This window comes from Streptomyces marianii, assembly GCF_005795905.1.
In the GTDB taxonomy this organism is placed as follows: Bacteria; Actinomycetota; Actinomycetes; order Streptomycetales; family Streptomycetaceae; genus Streptomyces; species Streptomyces marianii.
The window spans coordinates 4,269,148-4,286,029 of the sequence record NZ_VAWE01000001.1; the positions used below are offsets into that span (position 1 = coordinate 4,269,148).

The window sequence follows — 16,882 nt, forward strand, 5'->3', positions numbered from 1 at the left end:
ACCAACGCGTCGTGAGGTGTCGCCGAGGGCCCCCGGACGGCTGGGCCGGATGGCCGTACGTACCTGGATAAATGTGGCAAAACCTCAGGGTCTGATGTGACGATCCGAGCATGGGACACCGACAACGCGACTGCCACCGGCGGCTGTTCAGGCCATTGCTGTGCGCGCTGCTGGTCGCCTTCCCACTGCTGCCCGCGCCCGCCGCGTCCGCGAATGACGGCCCCAACGTCAGCGTGCAGGTCGCCCAGCTGCTCGAGGAGGTGTCCAAGGCCACCGCCACGTACGAGCGGGGACTGCAGGCGTCCGTCGCCGAGCGCGCCCGGCTCGACCAGCTGCAGTGGCAGCTTGCCGACAGACGGCGCGAGATGCGGAAGATGCATGACAAGCTCGGCGCGGTGGCCAGGGCGCAGTACCGCAGCGGTGGCAACCTTGCGCCCACCGTCGAGCTGATGTTCGCCTCCGATCCCGATGAGCTGCTGCGCGGGCAGCGGATGTACGCCAAGGCCACGCTGACGGTGAACCTGCTGCTGGAGGAGGCCAGGGAAGCCGAGCACCTGACGGCCGTGGCGGAGAAGAGGGCTCGTGAGGCCTGGTACCGCCTGGACGCCCGTACGGCGGAGCTGGCGCGGATCAAACGCGGCATCGAGACCAAGCTCGACGCGGCGCGATGGTCACTGCAGGCACAGGCGGACCGGAGCGCGGCCTCCGGGCAGTGCTCCGGCTCGGTCCCGCTGCCGCAGACGGACTTTCCCGAGGGTTCGGCCTGGGTGACGCCCGTCCAGCGCTACACGCTGTCGGCCGGCTTCGACAGTGCCGGTACACGCTGGGCGAACCGGCACACCGGGCAGGACTTCGCCGTCGGGATCGGCAGCCCCGTGCGCTCGATCGGCGCCGGCCGGGTGGTGTCCGTCTCCTGCGGCGGAGGCTTCGGCATGCAGATCGTCGTCCAGCACAACGACGGCTGGTACTCGCAGTACGCGCACCTCGCCTCCGTCACGGTGGACCAGGGCGACCGGGTCCGCACCGGCCAGTGGCTCGGCCAGGCCGGGACCACGGGCAACTCGACCGGGCCCCATCTCCACTTCGAGGTGCGGCTCACCCCGGACTTCGGATCGGCGGTGGATCCGGTGACCTGGCTGCGGAACCGCGGAGTCTGGCTGTGACCCTTCGGCGGGCGGCCGAGGCCCGTCCCCGATGCTTCCCGGGCGCTACGCCCGCGGCCGGGCTCCGTGCGACGCGGCGAGGAGCCGCTCGATGACGACCGCGACACCGTCGTCGTTGTTCGCCACGGTCCGGCCGGACGCGGCGGCGACCACGTCGGGGTGGGCGTTGCCCATGGCGAACGACGTGCCCGCCCAGGTCAGCATCTCCACGTCGTTCGGCATGTCGCCGAAGGCCACGACCTCGTCCGACGATATGCCGCGCTCCGCGCAGCACAGGGCGAGCGTCGAGGCCTTGGACACCCCGAGACCGCTCACCTCCAGCAGCGAGGTCGGGCTGGAGCGGGTGATGGTGGCCAGGTGCCCGGCGGCAGTGCGGGCCAGGTCGAGGAAGCCGTCGGGGACCAGTTCGCCGTGCTGGGCGAGCAGCTTGAGTACCGGGGCCGCGGACCCCGCCTTCTCCTCGTGCAGCAGCTTCTCGGCGACGGCGACCGTGGCGCCGGGGTCGAGGTGGAAGGGCGGGTAGCCGGGTTCGTAGTGGATCCCCGTGGCGGTCTCGACCGCGAACGAGGTTCCGGGTGCCGCGTCGCGCAGCCTCCGTACGACGTCGAGCGCGTTCCCGCGCCCCAGCGGACGGACCTCCAGGAGTTTCCCGCCGGCGTGCAGATCGACCACCGCCGCGCCGTTGGCGCAGATCGCCAGCCCGTGGCCGTGCACATGGTCGCTGACGACGTCCATCCAGCGCGCCGGGCGGCCCGTGACGAAGAAGACCTCGATCCCCGCCCTCTCCGCCGCCGCGAGTGCGGCGATGGTGCGCTCCGAGACGGACTTGTCGTCACGCAGCAGGGTGCCGTCGAGGTCGGTGGCGATGAGCCGGACGGTCGAGGGCAGTGGCAGAGGATCGGTAGCTGAGGTCACGCGTGCATTCTCCCGTACCCCCTGCACGGCCGTGCAGGGGGTCGCACATCTGAGTGGTCGTCCGCTGGCTCCCCGTAACCGGGACGCCGTCGGGCCCTGCGTGATCAGCCGAGCCGGGAGACGGCCTCGGTGGCGATGCGCTCGAAGACGGCCTGGTCGGCAGCGAAGACGGAGTCGTCGATGGGCCAGTGGACGACGATCTCGGTGAAACCGAGCTCCGCGTACCGCCCGGCGAAGTCCACGAACGCCTCCAGGGAGTCCAGCGGACGGCCCCGCCGGGGGGCCGGGACGGCGGGATTGAAGTCCGGGGTGAACCCGGTGAGCAGGATCCTGTCCAGCTCGGAGGCGTCCCGGCCCGCCTCGGCACAGGCCTTGCCGAGCTTGGTCAGCTGACCGGCCACGGCCTCGACGGACTGCTCGGGAGTGCCCGTCTCGAAGAGCTTCGGATCGCCCGTCGTCACCCAGGCCTGCCCGTACTGGGCGGCGAGCCCCAGTCCGCGGGGGCCCGTGGCGGCGACGGCGAACGGTAGGCGGGGCCGCTGTACGCAGCCGGGTACGTTCCGTGCCTCCCGGGCCGCGTAGAAGCGGCCCTCGTGGGTCGTGCCGGCGGGCTCGCGCAGCAGCCTGTCGAGCAGGGGTACGAACTCGCCGAAGCGGTCGGCCCGCTCCCGGGGCGTCCACGGCTCCTCGTCGCCCTTCAGCAGCGTGGTCGCGTCGAAGCCGTTGCCCCCGGCCCCGATGCCCAGCGTCACGCGGCCGTCGGAGATGTCGTCGAGAGTGATCAGTTCCTTGGCGAGGGTGACCGGGTGCCGGAAGTTCGGAGACGTGACGAGGGTGCCCAGGCGCATACTCTGTGTTGCTGTCGCGGCCGCCGTGAGCGTGGGCACGGCGCCGAACCACGGGCCGTCCCGGAAGGACCGCCAGGAGAGGTGGTCGTACGTGTACGCGGCATGGAAGCCGAGGTCTTCGGCCCGCCGCCAGATCTTCTGTCCTTCGGCCCACCGGTGGATGGGGAGGATCACCGTGCTCAGTCGCATGCCAGCGACCCTACGCTCCTGCGATCGGTGAGCGTCGGGCGCGCGAGGCTTCCGCGACTGCGCTGCGGCGGGCGGCGTTGAGTCCACGTACTCCGAGCGGTACCTGGCGCCGTTCAGCTCTCGCGGTAGCGCGCGAAGACTCGAGCGCGCTCCTGCTCCCAGGTCGAGTCCGCGGCCGTCCGGCTGAATGGGGCACCCTTCGTCAACTCGAAGAACTGGCCGGCGGGCCTGCCGGTTGCCTTGAGGACCACGATGGCGGACAGCATGGGCTCAAGCCCCAAGCTGTCCCGGCGGCAGGCGTCACCCAACAAGAGGCTGATGATCCGGCCGCGGTAGTGGACGCTGTGCCCATTCGCCTTCAGCTCTTGGCTGAGGGACTTGTACCAGCCGTCGATACGTCCTCCCGTGCCCAACGCCGAAGGATCTCCATCGTCGCGTCCAGTGCTGCCAGGTACTCGGCGTCGCCCTGTCTCATCCGAACCCCGCCCGTCTCGGTAACTCCCCCATCCCGGCGGAGCATGTCGACGTCGTGCCCGCCACGACTGCTCATCCGGGGGACGGTGACGTGACCAGCGAAGCTGGATCCGCCGCCGACTCGACACAACCTGCCGCATAATCCTCGGGTGTCCCAGACCCCCGTACCGATACCGTCAGGCTCCGTTTCCGAAGGCGTTCCCGCCTGGCTGTCCGCCGACGCAGCGGCCTGGGCGAGCGCCCGCCCTGCCTCGTGGGCGAGGCCGCTGTGGTCCATCCTGGCGCTGTTGGCGACGGTGGTCGCGGCGATTGCCATGGAGCCGGTACCGGTGTGCAGCGACGCGGACCCGTGCGGTCCGGACTGGATCGGCATGGTGCAGATGGGCCTGGCCGTCGGCTTGTTGTACTGGTACGCCCGGCTCCCGGAGCTCACCCTTGTCGCTGCACCGGCTCTGGTGGGCATCGTGGCATGGGAGGAAATTCCTTCCTTCGGATGGGCATCCCGGGCAGCGAATCTGGCGGTCATCGCGGCCCTCGGCTTCGGCTGGGCAGCGGCGTGGGCCCGGCTGGCGGCCCGGCAGCGGCAGCGGCGGCTCGTCGAGCGGACCGCCGGCGCTGAGCACCGCCGGGTGGAGCTTGTCGGCCCGCTGAGGCGGGGGACGATCCCGATCACCGCCGGGCTGGTGCTGTGCGCCGTGGCCGTCGGCGCGATCGTCCTGGGCTTGCGTGCTGTGCAGGTGGACGAGCGGCAGGCCGCCGTGGCGACGCGTACCGAGGCCGAAGTCACCAGCCGTACAGACATGTCGCTGCGTGTCCGCACCCATGACGGGCGTCGCATTACCGTCGACGCCCTCTTCCCCGAGGATTACAGACTCGGAACCACCGTGGTGGTGCTGGAGGACGGATCGTGGCGGCGCCTGGCCACCGAGCCGTACGACGCGTTCGGCTGGCAGTTGCTGACCCTGGCCGGCGGATTGCCCGGGCTCTCACTGTTGACGACGGGGATTCTGGCACGTCGACGCGATACGGCGCTGCGTCTCGGACCGGTGCACGCTCTGCGGATGCTGGAGCGGTTGGACCACGAGGGCCGGACCTGGGTCTACGCCGCCGACGACGCCGCGGGGCGCACACCCCTCTTCGTCTGTACCTGCGTACCGGTGCTCCCGGACGCGGATGACCGCGAGGAGCCCGGCGCGGAGACCGGTGTCGTCCACGACGCCGACGGCGCCGACGACATCGACGACGTCCCGATCACCGAGACGAGGCTCCACGAAGCCGTGATGCTCGGCGCGCCGTACGAAGGTGGCGAGTTGGCCTTCATCACCACGGGCGCCGATGGGACCCCCGTAGTGACCCACACCGTCGGACCAGTCCGGATGCCCGGGCCTGGGGAGGGGCCCGTAGGGGAGACTCCTGCGGACATGGACGCCGCATCCGCCGTCACTGAAGCGCGGCACGGCGACGGCGTGGATCGCGCTGACCATGTGGATAGTGTGGCCGCGGGCCGGAAGCCCACCGATCGTCCCATTCGCTGGGGACCGGGCGCCGTGGCCAGAGTCGGCGGGCTGGCGCTCAGCGCGGTGATCGTCGGCGGGGTCCACGTCCTCACCGGCTCACTAATGACCGACGGACTCGGCTGGGACATCGTCCCCCTGCTCGGCCTGCTCATGCTGATCAGCCCGGCGGCCACCCTGCTCAACTGGCGCGTCACCGCGGACCGGGAGGGCGTGTGGCTCGTCGGCCCCTGGAACGTGCGGAACGTGCCGTGGGACCAGTTGCGGGCAGCCGTGTACACCCCGGACGGCAGCGTCGAGATCCGCCTCTGCAGAGGGGACCTCTGGCGCCTCCCCGGCCTCGGCTGGCCATGGGTCGAGCGCCGACTGGGGCTGCGCCCGTCACACACCCGGGTGGTCGAAGAACTCACCGTCTTGCACCGTCAGCCAGAGCTGCGTCCCGTCGGGCAGCGCTTCTCACGTCGCAATGGCCTGCCACTGGGGCCCTCCCTTGCCCTGGTGGTCGGCCTGGCCGCTGCTTCAGCGTTCGTCGGATGAGAGCTGAGGCGGCGACGCCGCGGGTATGCCCGCATGCATGATCGTGGGGTTGCCGAGCGCGGCTCCCCGCTCGCGGCGCAAGGAGCGTTTCAGCAGGTCAGCCCGCGATGGGCGGACGAGGTTTGACTGACGTGAACTTGTGCCTCCCGGCTTTCTGGTCTGGATGGTTCACCTGGCGACTCACGGTGGCGGTCATATCTCGTTCAGGTCGGTGACCGCTGCTCCCAGACTGGGGCGAGCGCCGCGACGGGGTCGGTGTTGGCCGATGCTGCGGGCCACCATGCGCCATCGTCGTACCGGAGATGGGATACCAGCGGTGTCATGGCCGCCCTGTGTCACCCCGAGGGTGGCTAGTGTTGCCCCATGAGCGCGTTGGACACGGCCGAGCTTGAGGCCATGATCGAAGATGCGACTGTCGACGCCTACAACGAGGACGAGCAGCTGACCGGTCTGTTCACCATGCTTGAGGAGCACCTCTGCCTGCCCTTCACCACCCCGGTTCTCGGCGTCGAGGTAACCGTGGGCGGCATCGACCTCACGCCGGACGGAAGGATCGTCGCCCTGTGCTCTCGCGGCGGCATGCGGCAATCGATCGGAATCCTGGAGCTGCCGTTGCCCAGCCCGGCGCCTGAGGGCGCGGAGTGGATCGAGGCGTACCGTCACTGGGCCGGTTGAGGTCGGGCACCGCACACCCCACTCGGAACCGGCTTGTCTGGGAGGGCTGAACGTGGCTGACGCCGTACAGGGCACGCATCGGGGCGGCGGCGAACCGTCGCTGGCCGACCTCATCGAGCGCAGTGCCGAGTTGAAAGGGCAGCTGGTCGCCTTCGGGCAGAGCGCCCGCTTTGACCGGTGGTTGACGCCCCTCCTGCTGGAGGCCGCTGGGCCTGAGCGGCAGTTGGACGAGGGCGGGGCAATCCGGATCATCGACCACTTCATCCTGCGGTACCGCCTTCCGGGCGGTTCGACCGTGGTGGACCGTTTCGTCGCGGGACGGAAGGACTTGACCGCGGTCGACCGGGAGATTCTGCTCGGCTGGCGTGACCCGGTCGAGGGCATCTTCGAGATCCAGCGCAAGGAGAAGGATGCCGTCGTCTTGCTGAACCTGGTCGACGACCTGGAGTACCGCACGTACTCCAATGTCGGGCGGGCGGCGTTCCGTGGAGTGTCCAAGGGGGGCTTCCTGCACACCTGCCTGGTACCGGTCCACTCGGCCGGCGGGGCGTGGCTGGTGTCCGGGGCGATGTCGAGTTACCCCAAGTCCAGTGCCACCGAGATCGCCCAGGCTGCTATCCGTCTGGCGACCAACCAGCCCGAACTCGTCTTCCGCAACCCCGTGAAGATCGAGCAGGGCTGGCAGCGGATGCGGGAGGACCGGGCCGCGTTCGTCGAGTTCTGCGGCGGCGACGAACTGGTCCTTCCGCCTGCCGAAGCCGAGGACCTCCTCAATGGCTACTACCGCCACCGCCAAGAAGCCGCCGTCGCCGGACAGCCCGGCCGTGCCCGGGGCAGGCGGCTTCCCGGCCTGGACTTGCCCTTCTTCGAGCTGCCGCGAGAACTGGCGGACTCGGACACCATCGGTGTCATCTACGACCAGGTTGACGGGCTCAACTTCTACGTGGACTACGGGATGCTGCGGGACCTGTTCGCAGACCCGGCCCTCGTGGCCCGCAGGCAGCACCAGGACCTATTGCGCACGTACCTGCGAGAGGAGTCGATCGCTCCACTGCCGATCCGCCGACTGGCTGCCGCTCACCCGGAGACAGCCGACGCTGTATTCCGGAAGCTGTTGCGGAAGCCCGGATTCACCTGGAGCGAGCACGGCGAGGCGCTGCTGCGCCGACGCAAGCCCTGGTACTACGCGGACGAACCCCGCCCCGGTGTCTCCGTGATCGGCGACAGACTCAGCGCGCTTGCCGTCGGCCGCTGACAGTCACCGATTCCCGTTGAGGCCCCGGGCCGCTGTCGGCCGCGGCCCATCGGAGCGGAGGAACCGCAGGCCGGAATGGCCCGAGGGTGCGCATATCGCAGTATGCTCGGGTCATGGCGGACACGACACGGATCACGGTGACGCTGCCGACCGAGCAGGTCGCCGAACTGAGGAAGCTCACCGACAACGTCTCCGGTTATGTGGCCGAGGCGGTGGCGCGTCAGCTGCGGCACCAACTGCTCGGCGCCGACCTGCAGCGCCACCAGGAGGAGCACGGGGCGTTCACCGAGGAGGAGCTGGCAGAGGCTCGCTCCAGGATCTTCGGGACGACGGGCGCGGGCGGGTCGGCGAGTGCGGCGTGAACGAGCACGTCGAGACCGTCGTCCTGGACTCCCAGGGGGTCTCCGCCTGGATTGTCCAGGACCGCAAGATCCTCGCGATGTTCCAGGTGTTTCATGCCATGGGTGCCGATTTCGTCATCGGAGCCAACACCATTGTGGAAGTCAGCCATGCGCGGGTGAACATGCCCCGGCTGCGGTGGGTGCTGTCCCGCGTCAAGGTCGAGCCGGTGACCGAGAACGCAGCGAAAGCGTCCGCGGAACTGCTCAAGGCCGCAGGTCTGCATGGCCACAAGTACGCGATCGACGCGACTGTCGCCGAGATGGCACTGCGCCAGCCCGGGCCGGTGGCCATACTGACGTCCGACCTTGACGACATGGCCCGGCTGTGCGGTGACCGAGTCCGGCTCATCGGCGTCTGAGTACGGAAGTGCCGTTGCCACCACCGGCCCAAAGCGAATCCCCCAGGTCACGTTGCGATAGGCGAAAAAGCCTTGACTGACGTGACGAGGGTGCCCAGGCGCATACTCTGTGTTGCTGTCGCGGCCGCTGTGAGCGTGGGCACGGCGCCGAACCACGGGCCGTCCCGGAAGGACCGCCAGGAGAGGTGGTCGTACGTGTACGCGGCATGGAAGCCGAGGTCTTCGGCCCGCCGCCAGATCTTCTGTCCTTCGGCCCACCGGTGGATGGGGAGGACCACCGTGCTCAGACGCATGACCTCGACCATACGCGGGCTTCCCGCTGCCCCGGCGTGTACCCTTCCGGGCGGCTGCCGGTCCCTCAGTGGGGGAAGCGCAGGAACCGCGGCGGGACGCCGTCCGTGAGCCAGACGCCGTTGGCGCTGACGTGGAAGACATGGCCGGCGCGGTGCATCGCTCCCGCGTCCACGGCGAGGACGACAGGGCGGCCCCTGCGGGCACCGACCCGGGTCGCCGTCTCCCGGTCCGGCGAGAGGTGCACGTGGTGGCGGGCCATCGGGCGCAGCCCCTCGGCCCGGATCGCGTCCAGGCTGCGGGCGACCGTGCCGTGGTAGAGGTGTGCGGGCGGCTCGGCGACCGGTAGATCCAGGTCCACCTCCACGGTGTGGCCCTGGTTCGCCCGGATCCGCAGGCCGTCGATCATGAAGCGTCGTTTGTCGTTCGCCGCCACCACGTGGTCCAGCTCGTCCCGGGTGATGGGGAACCCGTTCCCGGCCGCGGCGCGCAGCAGTTCCTCGATCGCGATCCAGCCGTTCGCGTCCAAGGTGATCCCGATGCGCTCCGGCTGGTGCCGCAGGTGCTTCGCGAGGTACTTCGACACCTTCACGGTGCGTTGCTCGTCCATGTCCTCAGGGTGCCGCCGGAAGTCGAAGCGCCGCCACGAGATTTTCTTCCGGACGACAACGGCCGAAATGTTTGGTCCACAGCCAACTCGGTTTATCCACAAGCAAATTGACGATGTTGTGGACAACTACGCGGGCCGTCAGCCGTTTTGATCAACATCGATGGCCTCGTGCCTGTTTGCCGTAAGTGCATCCAATGTCCTTGTATGTACCTCCCTTTCCGTGGCGGCGGTGATGAAGTCCGCTGCGTGCTCTCGCCCAACAAGCGCTTCCACGGCCCGAATCGTCTCCGCGGGAAGAGTCACCCGGCGTGAGTCGTCGCCGCTCTCCGGAGCCCCCTCGGTGCCGAGGTGGTAATGCAGGTGGCGCGTGGCGAACAGCCGCATGGCCCGCGCCAGTTCGGCGTCGACGGTCTGCTGGGCGAGGGGCCGCAGCCGTCGCGCCATCGACGCCGCATCCGCCGCGTCGGCGTCCGTCGGAGGTCGATGGCCGAGATAGCGGGCGAAGACGTGCTCGGTGGTGAACTCCAGGAAACGTGAGGCTATATGCTCCACTTGTCCTCGAAGTTCCCTCAGATGGCCCGAGATCGCCACCAAGGGGACGCCGGCGGCGTGCAACTCGGCGGCCACTGCCAGCTCCTGGGGGCTCGGCACCAGGAACTCGTCGTCCCTGCCCGGGATGCGCTCCAGTACGCCGAGGTCCACCGCCTCGGCGATCGCCTCCTCGTCGGGTTCTCCTCCGAAGGCCGCTTCCAGCTCAACCCGGCTTATCCGGTCGGCCTCCTCGTCGGACCAGGGGCCGTGGACCTCCGCGACGAGCCCCAGCACCCCGCCCAGTCCGCGCCCCGCGTCCCAGGCATCCAGGAGCTCCTTGATCGATGCAAGGGTGTACCCGCGGTCGAGGAGGTCGGCGATCTGACGCAGCCGTGCCAGATGGGAGTCCCCGTACACGTTCGACCGGCCGCGCCGCTCCGGTTTGGGCAGCAGTCCGCGGTCCTGGTAGGCGCGAATCGTCCGGACCGTCGCCCCGCTGTGGTGGGCGAGGTCCTCGATCCGGTACTCCACCGCATGCTCCCCGGACACGACCACTCCTCACTGCTCCATGACGGTCGGCACGCCCCATCTCTCGCGGGCGCCTCCAGGCCGGGACGCCGCCTCCCGGCCGGGGGGCCGGTGCGGCGCGACCACATCATGACCGCTCACAGCGGAGGTTCCAACCGTGCAATCGCCCGCAGGGCCCCGGGTGTGAACCGGGACAGCAGCCGGGCGCCCCGGGCCTCCGGGGTCACCGGCACCACCGCCTGGTCGTTCAGGACGGCGTGGAGGATCGCCCCGGCCACCTTCTCCGGGGGGTAGTTGCGCATCCCGTAGAGCTTGGAGCTCTTCTTCCGCAGCCGGTTCTCCTCCTGCTCGGAGACTCCGGCGAAGCGCGCCGTGGCCGTGATGTTCGTGTTCACGATCCCGGGGCAGATCGCTGAGACCCCGATGCCCCGGCCGGCCAGCTCCGCCCGCAGGCACTCGCTCAGCATCAGGACCGCGGCCTTCGACGTCGCGTACGCGGGCAGGGCCTTGGAGGGCTGAAAGGCCGCTGCCGACGCCGTGTTGACGATGTGGCCGCCCTGGCCGCGCTCGGCCATCTGCCCGCCGAAGACCCGGCAGCCGTGGATGACCCCCCACAGGTTGACGTCGAGCACCCTGCGCCAGTCGTCGGCCGTGGTGTCCAGGAACGAGCCGGAGAGCCCGATCCCGGCGTTGTTCACGAGCACGTCCACGATGCCGTACTCGCCGGCGACCTTCTCGGCGAGCTTCTCCATCGCCGCCTCGTCGGAGACGTCGACCGTCTCGGGCCATGCCTCCGGCGCTCCGATCAGCCGGGCCAACTCCGCCGTCCTGGCGGCCCCCTCGCCCTCCCGGTCCACTGCGACCACGCGTGCTCCGGCCTCGGCGAAGGCGAACGCCGTCGCCCGTCCGATGCCGCTGGCCGCGCCCGTCACCAGCACCAACTGCCCGCCGAACCGCTCCGCGTACTTCCCCCAGGACCCCGTCGCGGGAGTGGGCCGGGAGGTGCCCGAGGTGCCTCCCTCCTCGTGAGTGGTCACGAACTCGGCTATCCAGCGGGACAGTTGATCGGGGCGGGTGCGGGGCACCCAGTGCTTGGCAGGCAGCGTGCGGCGCACGAGCCGCGGGGCCCACAGCGCGAGGTCGTCGTAGAGCCGCTCGGAGAGGAACGCGTCACCGGTGGGGGTGATCAGCTGTACCGGCACGTGTGCGTACGCGTCGGCGCGGGGGTGGAGCAGCCGGAAGCGGACGTTGTCGCGGTAGAGCCAGGCTCCGTGCGCCGCGTCCGACGGCAGCGAGGCGGTGGGGTAGTCACCGCCCGGCACCTTCTCCAGCCGCTCCAGGATCTTCGGCCACCGCCGGCCCAGTGGCCCGCGCCAGGCCATCTCGGGCAGTGCCGGGGTGTGCAGCAAGTACACGTACCAGGACTTGGCGCCCTGGCCGAGGAGCTGTGCCAACCGGCGCGGAGTGGGCCGGGCCGTACGCTTCTTGATCCAGTGGCCGAAGTGGTCGAGCGACGGGCCGGACACGGACGTGAACGAGGCGATCCTCCCCTCGGTCCGTTTCACCGTGACGAACTCCCAGGACTGCACCGAGCCCCAGTCGTGGCCCACCAGATGCACCGGCCGGTCCGGGCTGACCGCGTCCGCCACTGCCAGGAAGTCGTCCGTCAGCTTCTCCAGGGTGAAGCCCCCGCGCAGCGGCACCGGAGCCGTGGAGCGGCCGTGGCCCCGGACGTCGTACAGCACCACGTGGAACCGGGCCGCCAGCCGGGACGCGACCTCGGACCACACCTCCTTGCTGTCCGGATAACCGTGCACCAGCACGACGGTCGGCTGCCGTTCGTCGCCGAGCTCCGCCACGCACAGCTCGATCCCGCCCGTGCGCACCCGGCGCTCGCGTGCTCCCTCGATCCCCGTGGTCACACCGTCTCCTCCTCGGTCCAGCGCCGCACGTGCGGCAGGTCGTCGTCCAGCCAGAAGGCGCTCTGCTCCGGGTCCTTCGAGTCCGTGACCACCAGGATCTCCTCGAACTTCGCGCCCGTCCCGCGGAAGCCGAGATGGGGCTCCACGGCCCACAGCCCAGGTTGCGGCGGATGGTCGGAGAAGCGGTAGGGCGACCACAGAGGCGACCAGCCCTCCCGGTGGCCGCGCAGCGCGTCGCTCGCCAGGCCCTTCAGCGAACGCGTGCCGAACCCGAACAGCGTCGGTGTCCAGCGCCGCGGCCCGACCCGGTCGACCTTGTGGGCGATGACGCCGAACGGATACGCCCGGTGCCGGTTGGCGTAGCCCTGGCGCACCATGAGCCCGTCCACGTCCTCGTAGACCTCCCGGAGGGAGCGGCGCTCGCGCACCTCGCGCAGGATGAGCTCCCGGTGTGCCCGGAGGTCCCCGAGCAGCCTGTCGTGCAGGGGGTGGGGCCCGAGACATCCCGAATAGCCGATGTCGGCCGTGAAACCGTTGTGGATCGGTGCCATGTCGAGGATGAAGGGCATGCCCGCCTCGAGCCTCCGGTCGGTCGGGAAGAACTGCAGCGGTATCCGGAAGCCCGCGAACGCCGTCCGGTCGCCGAACCAGGCGAAGGGGAGATGGAACCAGTCCCGCACCCCCCGCCCGTGCAGCCAGCGGCGCTGCATGCGTGCCGCCTCCCGCTCGGTCACCCCGGGTCTCAGCTGCGCCGCGACCGCCTCCGCGCACTCATAGGCCAGGCGCTGCACTTCCCGGAACCCCCGCAGTTCTGCGGTTCGTTCGCTCAGCACTGCCGAGGTCATGCCACCGTCCCGTCCGGATCCGACGCGTAGCGTCCGTCTGCCTGTGCGGTACGTGCTCGTAACGTGACACTGATGACTGTGACAATGTCCCACGGCTGCGTCAAGGGGCCTGCGGACGCCTGTGGACGACCGCCGGCGCACCGCGGCCGTCTCCTCCTCCGGCGCTGGCCCCTACGGGTCCGTACGCCTGGAGTCGGATGCGGAACCAGCCGCCAGGGCTGACGCCTGGTGTGGTGTGCACCACTACCGTCGAAGCGTGACTGTGATCGTGACCGAAAGCCTGAGCAAGCGGTTCCCCCGGGTGACCGCGCTTGACCGGCTCTCCCTGGACATCGGGCCCGGCGTGACCGGACTCGTGGGCGCCAACGGGGCCGGCAAGTCCACACTGATCAAGATCCTGCTGGGTCTGTCCCCCGCCACGGAGGGCCGCGCCGAGGTACTCGGCCTCGACGTCGCCACCTCAGGCGCCGCCATCCGTGAGCGCGTCGGCTACATGCCCGAACACGACTGCCTGCCGCCGGACGTCTCGGCCACCGAGTTCGTCGTCCACATGGCGCGCATGTCCGGACTCCCGCCGACCGCGGCACGCGAGCGCACCGCGGACACCCTGCGCCACGTCGGCCTCTACGAGGAGCGCTACCGGCCCATCGGCGGCTACTCGACCGGCATGAAGCAGCGTGTGAAGCTCGCCCAGGCCCTGGTCCACGACCCGCAGCTGGTACTGCTGGACGAGCCGACCAACGGCCTCGACCCGGTCGGCCGGGACGAGATGCTCGGCCTGATCCGCCGCGTCCACACCGACTTCGGCATTTCGGTCCTGGTCACCTCGCACCTCCTCGGTGAGCTCGAGCGCACCTGCGACCACGTCGTGGTCGTCGACGGCGGCCGGCTGCTGCGCTCCAGCTCCACCAGCGACTTCACCAAGATCACGACGACCCTGGCGGTCGAGGTCACGGACTCCGACACCCACCCCGACGGGACCGCGGCACTGCGCGAGGCGCTGTCGGCCGCCGGGGTCACCCTGCACGCCGGGGTCGAGGACGGGCTGCCGGGCGCCGGCCACATCCTCCTGCTGGAGGCCACCGGCGAGGAGACCTACGACACCGTCCGGGACACCGTCGCCGCCCTCGGCCTCGGCCTCGTACGGATGGAACAGCGCCGCCACCACATCGCGGAGGTCTTCCGCCCCGAGGCGGCGGCCCAGCCCATGGAGGTGCCGGCGCGATGAGCAACGGGACGACCCGCACGGGGACGGCGCTCAACGAGACCACCCGTATCCACAACATCGGGTACCGCAACTACGACGGAGCGCGGCTCGGCCGCGCCTACGCCCGCCGATCGCTCTTCGCGCAGTCGCTGCGCGGGGCGTACGGGCTCGGCCGCTCCGCAAGGTCGAAGGTGCTGCCGATGATCCTCTTCGCGGTCATGTGCGTGCCCGCGGCGATCGTGGTCGCCGTGGCGGTGACCACCAAGATGAAGGAACTGCCGCTCGACTACACGCGCTACGCGATCGTCACACAGGCGGTCATCGCCCTCTTCCTCGCCGCTCAGGCCCCGCAGTCCGTGTCGCGGGACCTGCGTTTCAAGACCGTGCCGCTGTACTTCTCGCGGCCCATCGAACGCGTCGACTACGTCCTGGCCAAGTTCGGCGCGATGGCCTCGGCGCTCTTCGTCCTCACCGCCGCACCCCTCCTGATCCTCTACATCGGCTCGCTGCTGGCGAAGATGGACTTCGCCGACCAGACGAAGGGCTTCGCACAGGGACTGGTCTCCGTGGCGCTCCTCTCGCTCCTCTTCGGCGGTCTCGGCCTCGTCATGGCCGCGCTCACCCCGCGCCGCGGCTTCGGCGTCGCGGCGGTCATCGCCACGCTCACCATCACCTACGGGGCGGTGTCCACGGTCCAGGCCATCGCCTACGAGACCGGGTCCGAAGGCGCGGTGGAGTGGCTCGGGCTCTTCTCGCCCGTCACCCTCATCGACGGCGTGCAGACCGCCTTCCTCGGTGCGTCCTCCTCCTTCCCCGGCGGACAGGGGCCCGGCACGGGCACCGGAGTGGTCTATCTGCTGGCCGTCCTCGCGCTCATCGCCGGCTCGTACGGCGTCCTGATGCGCCGCTACCGAAAGGTCGGGCTCTGATCATGACCACTGTCCACATCGACCACGCCTCGCGCTGGTTCGGCAACGTGGTGGCCGTCAACGACGTCACCATGGCCATCGGTCCCGGCGTCACCGGACTCCTCGGCCCCAACGGGGCCGGCAAGTCCACGCTCATCAACATGATGGGCGGCTTCCTCGCCCCCTCGACGGGCACCGTCACCCTCGACGGGGAAACGATCTGGCGCAACGAGTCCGTCTACCGGCAGATCGGCGTCGTGCCCGAGCGGGAGGCGATGTACGACTTCCTCACCGGACGGGAGTTCGTCCTCGCCAACGCCGAACTGCACGGCCTCGGTGCCAAGGAGGCCCAGCGCGCCCTGGCCACGGTGGAGATGGAGCCCGCGCAGGACCGCAAGATCGCCACGTACAGCAAGGGCATGCGCCAGCGGGTCAAGATGGCGTCCGCCCTGGTGCACGAGCCGAGCGTGCTGCTCCTCGACGAGCCCTTCAACGGGATGGACCCGCGCCAGCGCATGCAGCTCATGGACCTGCTCCGGCGGATGGGGGGCGAGGGACGCACGGTCCTGTTCTCCTCCCACATCCTGGAGGAGGTCGAGCAGCTCGCCTCCCACATCGAGGTGATCGTCGCGGGACGGCACGCGGCGAGCGGCGACTTCCGCAGGATCCGCCGGCTGATGACGGACCGGCCGCACCGCTATCTGGTGCGGTCCAGCGACGACCGGGCGCTCGCCGCCGCGCTGATCGCGGACCCGTCGACCGCCGGAATCGAAGTGGACGTCCAGGAAGGCGCGTTGCGCATTCAGGCGGTCGACTTCGGACGCTTCACCGAGCTCCTGCCGAGGGTGGCCCGTGAGCACTCCATCCGGCTGCTCACGGTCTCGCCCTCCGACGAGTCCCTCGAATCGGTCTTCTCCTACCTCGTAGCGGCCTGAAAGGAGCCAACGACATGTACGACCCGACAGTCGCCCGGCTCACCTACCGGGCCCTCCTCGGCCGCCGCCGCGCGGCGATCCTCTTCGTCCTCCCGGCGCTGCTGCTGCTCATCGCCGTAGCCGTACGGGCGTTCAACGGCGTGGACGACCAGGTCGCCGCCGACGTGCTGGGCGGATTCGCCCTCGCCACGATGGTGCCGTTGATCGGCGTGATCGCCGGAACGGGGGCGATCGGGCCCGAGATCGACGACGGCTCGATCGTCTATCTGCTGGCCAAGCCGGTGAAGCGGCCGACGATCATCGTCACCAAGCTGATCGTGGCGATCGCCGTGACCATGGTGTTCTCCGCGGTCCCCACGTTCGTCGCGGGATACATCCTCAACGGCAACGGACAGCAGGTCGCCGTGGCCTACACGGTCGCCGCGCTGGTCGCGTCGATCGCCTACGCCGCGCTGTTCCTGCTGCTCGGCACGGTCAGCCGGCACGCGGTCGTGATCGGTCTGGTCTACGCGCTGGTGTGGGAGACGCTCTTCGGCAGCCTGGTGCCCGGGGCACGGACGCTCAGCGTGCAGCAGTGGTCGCTGGCCCTGGCCGAACGGATCGGCGGGGAAGGGATGATCACCTCCGACGTGGGCCTGCCGCTCGCGACGGTGCTGCTCGTCGGGGTCACGCTACTGGCGACGGGATACGCCGGGCAGAAGCTGAGGACGCTGACGCTGGCCGGTGAGGAGTAACGAGGCATGGCGCGAGACGCCCCGGGGGCCCTCCTCCCGGG

Annotated in this window: 17 protein-coding genes and 1 pseudogene; 10 read left to right on the forward strand and 8 right to left on the reverse strand. The window is 69.9% G+C overall.

Translation table 11 applies throughout. From position 1 onward, the window contains the following. The first annotated feature begins 110 nt into the window (after positions 1-110). A complete protein-coding gene (locus tag FEF34_RS19090; RefSeq protein ID WP_138054245.1) occupies positions 111-1,163 on the forward strand; it encodes a M23 family metallopeptidase in 1,053 nt (350 codons plus the stop codon). Positions 1,164-1,208: 45 nt separating this feature from the next. Here the strand turns inward: FEF34_RS19090 and FEF34_RS19095 are convergent, their stop codons facing one another. The 3 genes from FEF34_RS19095 to FEF34_RS19105 form a co-directional block, all read right to left on the reverse strand. Then, positions 1,209-2,078: an HAD family hydrolase gene (locus tag FEF34_RS19095; protein WP_138054246.1), complete on the reverse strand. Its 870-nt coding sequence runs from the start codon at positions 2,076-2,078 to the stop codon at positions 1,209-1,211. Between the two features lie 104 nt (positions 2,079-2,182). After that, positions 2,183-3,115, reverse strand: coding sequence for an LLM class flavin-dependent oxidoreductase (locus tag FEF34_RS19100; protein WP_138054247.1), 933 nt, complete (start codon positions 3,113-3,115; stop codon positions 2,183-2,185). A 113-nt stretch (positions 3,116-3,228) separates the two neighbouring features. Beyond that, the gene (locus FEF34_RS19105; RefSeq protein WP_138054248.1) at positions 3,229-3,528 is read right to left on the reverse strand and encodes a hypothetical protein; all 300 of its coding nucleotides are present in this window, start codon (positions 3,526-3,528) and stop codon (positions 3,229-3,231) included. A gap of 210 nt (positions 3,529-3,738) precedes the next feature. Between FEF34_RS19105 and FEF34_RS42065 the strand changes: the two genes are divergently transcribed. The 5 genes from FEF34_RS42065 (at position 3,739) to FEF34_RS19130 (ending at position 8,330) form a co-directional block, all read left to right on the forward strand. Continuing rightward, positions 3,739-5,640 (forward strand): hypothetical protein, encoded by a 1,902-nt coding sequence (locus FEF34_RS42065; RefSeq protein ID WP_199800679.1) that lies wholly within the window; start codon positions 3,739-3,741, stop codon positions 5,638-5,640. 363 nt (positions 5,641-6,003) lie between these two features. After that, on the forward strand, positions 6,004-6,315 hold the full coding sequence (locus tag FEF34_RS19115) for a hypothetical protein (RefSeq protein ID WP_138054249.1): 312 nt from the start codon (positions 6,004-6,006) through the stop codon (positions 6,313-6,315). 52 nt (positions 6,316-6,367) lie between these two features. Further along, positions 6,368-7,570, forward strand: coding sequence for a hypothetical protein (locus tag FEF34_RS19120; protein ID WP_138054250.1), 1,203 nt, complete (start codon positions 6,368-6,370; stop codon positions 7,568-7,570). A 113-nt stretch (positions 7,571-7,683) separates the two neighbouring features. Beyond that, the gene (locus FEF34_RS19125; RefSeq protein ID WP_138054251.1) at positions 7,684-7,932 is read left to right on the forward strand and encodes a type II toxin-antitoxin system CcdA family antitoxin; all 249 of its coding nucleotides are present in this window, start codon (positions 7,684-7,686) and stop codon (positions 7,930-7,932) included. Then, positions 7,929-8,330, forward strand: a complete 402-nt coding sequence (locus FEF34_RS19130; protein WP_138054252.1) for a DNA-binding protein — start codon at positions 7,929-7,931, stop codon at positions 8,328-8,330. The genes FEF34_RS19125 and FEF34_RS19130 overlap by 4 nt, the downstream gene beginning before the upstream one ends. Positions 8,331-8,386: 56 nt before the next feature. Here FEF34_RS19130 and FEF34_RS19135 read toward each other — a convergent pair. From FEF34_RS19135 to FEF34_RS19155, 5 genes and pseudogenes are all read right to left on the reverse strand, one after another. Continuing rightward, positions 8,387-8,623, reverse strand: a pseudogene (locus FEF34_RS19135) (LLM class flavin-dependent oxidoreductase); the annotation flags it as partial. Between the two features lie 65 nt (positions 8,624-8,688). Then, a complete protein-coding gene (locus FEF34_RS19140; protein ID WP_138054253.1) occupies positions 8,689-9,231 on the reverse strand; it encodes an RNA 2'-phosphotransferase in 543 nt (180 codons plus the stop codon). Positions 9,232-9,369: 138 nt separating this feature from the next. Next, a complete protein-coding gene (locus FEF34_RS19145; protein ID WP_138054254.1) occupies positions 9,370-10,311 on the reverse strand; it encodes a MerR family transcriptional regulator in 942 nt (313 codons plus the stop codon). Positions 10,312-10,427: 116 nt separating this feature from the next. Next, the gene (locus FEF34_RS19150; RefSeq protein WP_234042456.1) at positions 10,428-12,212 is read right to left on the reverse strand and encodes an SDR family oxidoreductase; all 1,785 of its coding nucleotides are present in this window, start codon (positions 12,210-12,212) and stop codon (positions 10,428-10,430) included. Then, positions 12,209-13,057 (reverse strand): M24 family metallopeptidase, encoded by an 849-nt coding sequence (locus FEF34_RS19155; protein ID WP_138054255.1) that lies wholly within the window; start codon positions 13,055-13,057, stop codon positions 12,209-12,211. The genes FEF34_RS19150 and FEF34_RS19155 overlap by 4 nt, the downstream gene beginning before the upstream one ends. A gap of 262 nt (positions 13,058-13,319) precedes the next feature. Here FEF34_RS19155 and FEF34_RS19160 point away from each other — a divergent pair, with 262 nt between their 5' ends. The 4 genes from FEF34_RS19160 to FEF34_RS19175 are packed head-to-tail and all read left to right on the forward strand — an operon-like array spanning position 13,320 to position 16,841. Next, on the forward strand, positions 13,320-14,285 hold the full coding sequence (locus FEF34_RS19160; protein ID WP_138057585.1) for an ABC transporter ATP-binding protein: 966 nt from the start codon (positions 13,320-13,322) through the stop codon (positions 14,283-14,285). After that, entirely contained in the window at positions 14,282-15,193 is a 912-nt protein-coding gene (locus tag FEF34_RS19165) for an ABC transporter permease (protein ID WP_138054256.1), read from the forward strand. The genes FEF34_RS19160 and FEF34_RS19165 overlap by 4 nt, the downstream gene beginning before the upstream one ends. 2 nt (positions 15,194-15,195) lie before the next feature. Then, entirely contained in the window at positions 15,196-16,107 is a 912-nt protein-coding gene (locus FEF34_RS19170) for an ABC transporter ATP-binding protein (RefSeq protein ID WP_138054257.1), read from the forward strand. A gap of 14 nt (positions 16,108-16,121) precedes the next feature. After that, complete coding sequence (locus FEF34_RS19175; protein WP_138054258.1) at positions 16,122-16,841, forward strand: ABC transporter permease; 720 nt, start codon at positions 16,122-16,124, stop codon at positions 16,839-16,841. The last annotated feature ends 41 nt before the right edge of the window (positions 16,842-16,882 follow it).

What these genes read in the sequence shown, in the direction of transcription:
- FEF34_RS19115 (WP_138054249.1), top strand. Translation starts at nt 6,004, where the DNA reads ATGAGCGCGTTGGACACGGCCGAGCTTGAGGCCATGATCGAAGATGCG.
- FEF34_RS19125 (WP_138054251.1), top strand. Translation starts at nt 7,684, where the DNA reads ATGGCGGACACGACACGGATCACGGTGACGCTGCCGACCGAGCAGGTC.
- FEF34_RS19175 (WP_138054258.1), top strand. Translation starts at nt 16,122, where the DNA reads ATGTACGACCCGACAGTCGCCCGGCTCACCTACCGGGCCCTCCTCGGC.
- FEF34_RS19170 (WP_138054257.1), top strand. Translation starts at nt 15,196, where the DNA reads ATGACCACTGTCCACATCGACCACGCCTCGCGCTGGTTCGGCAACGTG.
- FEF34_RS19100 (WP_138054247.1), bottom strand. Translation starts at nt 3,115, where the DNA reads ATGCGACTGAGCACGGTGATCCTCCCCATCCACCGGTGGGCCGAAGGA.
- FEF34_RS19165 (WP_138054256.1), top strand. Translation starts at nt 14,282, where the DNA reads ATGAGCAACGGGACGACCCGCACGGGGACGGCGCTCAACGAGACCACC.
- FEF34_RS19090 (WP_138054245.1), top strand. Translation starts at nt 111, where the DNA reads ATGGGACACCGACAACGCGACTGCCACCGGCGGCTGTTCAGGCCATTG.
- FEF34_RS19155 (WP_138054255.1), bottom strand. Translation starts at nt 13,057, where the DNA reads ATGACCTCGGCAGTGCTGAGCGAACGAACCGCAGAACTGCGGGGGTTC.
- FEF34_RS19140 (WP_138054253.1), bottom strand. Translation starts at nt 9,231, where the DNA reads ATGGACGAGCAACGCACCGTGAAGGTGTCGAAGTACCTCGCGAAGCAC.